This window comes from Peribacillus sp., from assembly GCF_059453735.1.
In genome coordinates this window covers 1-3,604 of sequence record NZ_JAZVJO010000141.1, presented here as the reverse complement: position 1 = coordinate 3,604, position 3,604 = coordinate 1, and the positions used below count along the sequence as shown (strand labels likewise).

The window sequence follows — 3,604 nt, the reverse complement described above, 5'->3', positions numbered from 1 at the left end:
AATCTGAATTTGTTAAAAAGATATAAATGTGTAAGTGCAGCAAAACCATTTTCCTGAAATGGTTTTTTTTCTTTTAGGCAACAGAAAAGGCTTCCTAATAGAATACCTTTTGTTTAGAATGATGCGACTGAATGGTTTCGTTGTTTCTGAACTTCTTTCAGTTTGGACACGGTCACGAGTTGATAGTGTTGTTCATTGAGTAATCGTATGATTTCTTCAGCCGCTTCTGCACTTGTATGATAAATATCATGCATGAGAATGACTTTGCCATCATCGGGCCTGCTCTTTACCTTTTGGATAATCTCTTTTTTATTTCGATTTTTCCAATCTTCATCTGTGTCCCAGAAATGGACAGGCTATTAGCAAGTCACGGGCTTTCTGTCATCGATAGGTATCAGGATTGGCGTAAAACGGAATTGACTAATGATGCAACAAATATGGTGTATGTTTGCAGGAAGAGATAAAATAAGTCTAGCGTAGTGAATGGGAGAGTGGGTATGACTAGAATCGGATTTATCAGACATGGCAGTACTGCTTGGAATAAGGAAGGAAGGGCACAGGGGCATACGAATATACCGCTGGATGACGAAGGCCTGATCCAGGCGCAAAAGCTTGCGGAGCGGCTAAGTAAAGAACAGTGGGATGTTATTTATTCAAGTGATTTAACAAGGGCCAGACAAACAGCTGAAGCAGTTCGTAATAAACTGGGAGATATCCCAATCTTTTTTGATGAGCGTTTGCGGGAGGCTGGCGGAGGGTTGATTGAAGGAACAACGGAAGCCGAACGAATGGAAAAATGGGGCAATGATTGGCGAAATCTCGATTTAAAAAGGGAAACTAAAGAAAATGTTGAAGCTCGTGGTCTGCCGGCAATAGAAGAAATGCTCAAAAAACATCCCGGTCAGAATATCTTACTCGTCAGTCATGGTGCCTTCAATCGGCATCTGATGAATAAGCTAGTTCCTGTTAATGATGGGCATGCACCATTGAACAATACCTCGGTCACGAAAATTCTTTTGACAGCGGATCAATGGGATTGTGAATTGTTTAATTGCACGCAGCATCTAGAAGCAATTATCGAAGAGGATTGAAGTGGATTAATCAATCGATTGATTAAATGCTGTAAAGCTTGATAGAGAGAGAATAAAGAACCGTTTTTATCGAAAGATCTTCTTTGTTATAGCTTATACCTGCAAGCAGACGGGAATTTATTAATCAATCATTTAATTAAATTTGAATGGTTAAGTCTCTTTAAAACTAGTTCGTACCTATGAACAAGTATAACGTGATAAAGTAGATTTATTAGTTTCAAGACGGGCAAGGAGTGTTGAGGATGTTTAACATTACAGAGAGAGCGAAAGAGAAAATTAGAGAAATACAGGAGAACGATGAAGAAAGCAGGTTTTTACGATTTGGGGTAAGAAGTGAGTGCTGTAACGAAATGCACTATTCCTTAAGCCTGGCAAGAGATAAATCTGATCAAGAAGAAATCCTGATTATTAACGATATTCATGTGCTGATTCATACTGCCGATACACGTTTTATTAATCAGACAGAAATTGATTATCAGGAAAATGGCTTTTGGATTAATAATCCAAATCCTTTAGTGTCTCCATTAAAGTAGGCGTTGCTGCAACAGAGACCTTTTTTTATAGGATAGTCAGTCTATTTATGATAGATGACTATCTTTTTTTAGTTAAAAGTTGAAAGTACCAGTGGAATTGTATAAAATGGATACATATAAATAAGAACGTATGTTTGTTTTGGCTGTATATTTGATGTGTTGCTTAGGGGATGGATTTCAGGTGGAGAACTTGGTATACAAAATAAACGGAAATTACTGAGGTAAAGTGGGTGGAGGTAGAAGCTGATAATAAGTTCAAGCCCTATCATCCTGGAGGGGTTTTAAGTTGATTAAAAAACTCTATGCCTTATTTATTTCGAAAACAGTAAAAAATTCATACATCTATGTTAAGCAGGTCGAAGCAATGAATAAGAGTGTAAGAATACCGTAAACCGCCTCTTTTAAGTGAATTTCCAGCCGCTTCCGGATTCTTCCGTTCTTATCTAATTGCTGTATTTCTGGTACAATGGTGTATAGCACTATTTTGGAGGTTACTAACAACATGATTAAAGCAAATAGAAATGATCCTTGTCCATGCGGAAGCGGGAAAAAGTTTAAGAAATGCTGTGAACGTAAGGTTACGGAGATTCCTGTAATGATCAACTACGAGGAAGCTAGACAGATCCAGAAAGATCTTATTGATTATACGGAGAAACAGTATCAAGATGAGATCGTCAAACTTGCGGAAAAACAGCCGATTTATTCTACTTTGGATGAGGAAACACAAGATTTATATTTATTTAACTTTAGAATGTGGGGCATGCTGTCTCAACCACTCGTCAATGGTCATACAATACTAGAAGAGTATTTAAATGAACAGGGTGAATCCATCATCCGGACAAAAACGAAAGAAATCGTTGAGTCATGGGTAAATACGGCTCCTTCATTGCTTTTGATCCAAGGGATTAATGAGGACGTGTTGTCTCTTGAGGATATTGTTACGAAGAAAGCCTATTCGCTTCCAATGGATGGTTATCGGGAACAGAATATGGATGGAGATAGCTTAATTCTTGGCTATCCTGTTGAAATGGAAGAAGTTATGAGCTTCTTTACACCATTTATTAGTATTGAAATGCAACATACCGAAAAAATTCTTGAAGCAATGAAAGAGCAATTATCTGCTTTTAACGGTCAAGCTGAAGAGTTTATGGTAAAACAATTCCCTGAGGTGCTGAATGCACTATTTGCTGTAGTTAAAGGAAATGAACTTTCTGAATCTGCTGGGCTTGATTGGGGAAATGAGAAGCAAGAAGAAACTGCGCGTATTCTTCAAAAGGGAATGGAGCAGGAGGAGTATCCAGAGGAGCTTATCGGGTTAACTCAGAAACTTTGGAACACATTCTGTCTGCAAGAATCACCTGTCATTCGTAAGCCGGAGGCATTTGCAGCTGCTATGGAATATTCTGTGAAGCAGATTTCATCTGGTGAATTTGGTCTTTCTCAAGGGAAGCTTGCCGAGAAATATGGTGTAGGAGCATCCACTATATCTAAGCGTTTCAAAGAAATTGAGACCGTACTTAGTGAAGAACTTACTCCTGCACGCTAAGTGAAAAGCAGGTCCTGTTTAGTCAAACTGTCGAGAATCTCTCGACAGTTTTTTGTTGTCTCTTTTCAGATTCTCTCGAAGTTCAATTGGTTTACAAATAGTGTGTCAGCGGTATGTTCTCACGTGAGGGGACGGATAGTATTTTACTGGCTGCAGGGATACTTGGAGCGACCGTTATGCCGCATGCTATTTATCTTCATTCTTCTTTGACTCAGAATCGAATTGTTGGTGTGAATGATTTACAGAAACAAAAAATATACAAATATGAACGTATTGATATTGTGGTTGCGATGATTTTTGCGGGGGCTATTAATATGGCCATGCTTATTGTATCAGCAGCGCTTTTTTTAAGGAAGATATGGTTACAGATGATCTAAGTGTTGCTTATGAAATGTTTGGCGTCTATTTAGGCCCAGCTGCGGTATTGCCTTCGC

Annotated in this window: 4 protein-coding genes and 2 pseudogenes; 5 read left to right on the top strand and 1 reads right to left on the bottom strand. The window is 38.5% G+C overall.

All coding sequences use genetic code 11. The features are described from left to right. Positions 1-113: 113 nt before the first annotated feature. A pseudogene (locus AC52RT_RS04905) lies at positions 114-353 on the bottom strand (hypothetical protein); the annotation flags it as partial. Here AC52RT_RS04905 and AC52RT_RS04900 point away from each other — a divergent pair. The 5 genes and pseudogenes from AC52RT_RS04900 to AC52RT_RS04880 all read left to right on the top strand — a co-directional run. Further along, complete coding sequence (locus tag AC52RT_RS04900) at positions 249-464, top strand: hypothetical protein (RefSeq protein ID WP_495539713.1); 216 nt, start codon at positions 249-251, stop codon at positions 462-464. The pseudogene AC52RT_RS04905 and the gene AC52RT_RS04900 sit on opposite strands and share 105 nt — an antisense overlap. Positions 465-497: 33 nt before the next feature. Continuing rightward, the gene (locus AC52RT_RS04895) at positions 498-1,091 is read left to right on the top strand and encodes a histidine phosphatase family protein (RefSeq protein WP_495539712.1); all 594 of its coding nucleotides are present in this window, start codon (positions 498-500) and stop codon (positions 1,089-1,091) included. 242 nt (positions 1,092-1,333) lie between these two features. After that, positions 1,334-1,624 (top strand): HesB/IscA family protein, encoded by a 291-nt coding sequence (locus tag AC52RT_RS04890; protein ID WP_495539711.1) that lies wholly within the window; start codon positions 1,334-1,336, stop codon positions 1,622-1,624. Positions 1,625-2,126: 502 nt separating this feature from the next. Further along, a complete protein-coding gene (locus AC52RT_RS04885) occupies positions 2,127-3,170 on the top strand; it encodes an SEC-C metal-binding domain-containing protein (RefSeq protein ID WP_495539710.1) in 1,044 nt (347 codons plus the stop codon). 104 nt (positions 3,171-3,274) lie between these two features. Then, positions 3,275-3,604 (top strand): annotated as a pseudogene (locus tag AC52RT_RS04880) (divalent metal cation transporter); the annotation flags it as partial.